The organism is Oscillibacter sp. ER4 (assembly GCF_000765235.1).
Lineage (GTDB): Bacteria > Bacillota > Clostridia > Oscillospirales > Oscillospiraceae > Hominicoprocola > Hominicoprocola fusiformis.
In genome coordinates this window covers 1-692 of record NZ_JPJG01000123.1, presented here as the reverse complement: position 1 = coordinate 692, position 692 = coordinate 1, and the positions used below count along the sequence as shown (strand labels likewise).

The 692-nt window shown below is 47.8% G+C and carries 2 protein-coding genes; one reads left to right on the top strand and one right to left on the bottom strand.

The genetic code is table 11. The annotated features are described in order from the left end of the window. Positions 1–204: hypothetical protein (locus NI20_RS15530; protein WP_206538575.1), on the top strand; the 204-nt coding region annotated here is incomplete at its 5' end. A 156-nt stretch (positions 205–360) separates the two neighbouring features. On the opposite strand, the gene NI20_RS0113530 is transcribed toward NI20_RS15530, so the two are convergent. Then, complete coding sequence (locus tag NI20_RS0113530; RefSeq protein WP_242843008.1) at positions 361–690, bottom strand: YolD-like family protein; 330 nt, start codon at positions 688–690, stop codon at positions 361–363. Between the last annotated feature and the right edge of the window lie 2 nt (positions 691–692).

Sequence of the window (692 nt, the reverse complement as noted above, 5' to 3'; positions counted from 1 at the left end):
GTGGACCTCATGCCCGCGAGAGTGGCGCTGAATCTCCGTGAAAGTGGAGCTGTTTTTCCGTGCAAGTGGTGCTCAGTGGCTGAAATTTACATTTGCGGTTTATTCCTGCGGCTGTTGCCGCAGAATTTCATCAAAAAGACAACTTTTTTCCCTTTTGATGAAATTCAGACATTGTTACAATGCGTATTTCCGCTGGAACGCTAGAGCGTTCCAGCGGAAGGTGCAAGGATTTCGGGCGGTTTTACCCGAAATCCTTGCACTTAAACAAAGCCATTTGGCCTTGAAAGCTATGGCTTTCAAGGCTTGCGGCTTTGTTCAGTACGCATTATTTAAGGTTGTGTTTGAGGTTTTTTTACTTTTTTATTGAGCGGAGAACCTCTCGAAGTCATCCACCTTTTTCACAGTACCGGTCACTTCAATGTAAGCTCCACCGGCTTTTCTCTCGTCCGGTTTGAAGTAGGTGAAGGTGACTTCCGGCTCATCGTCCAGACAGCGGGCAAGGATCTGAAACTTCATGTTCAGAATGTTCAGAGCCTCTTCGTCCATCTCAATCTTTTCGTCCGTCAGACGCCCGGTCTCTTTGATCGCTGCATCATAACTGGTAAGAGCTGCGAAGGGAGAGAACTGAGCTGCGCGATCCATCATGGACATCTGCGGTCTGGTCGTGGAGACATGGTGAGGCAAATTGATTA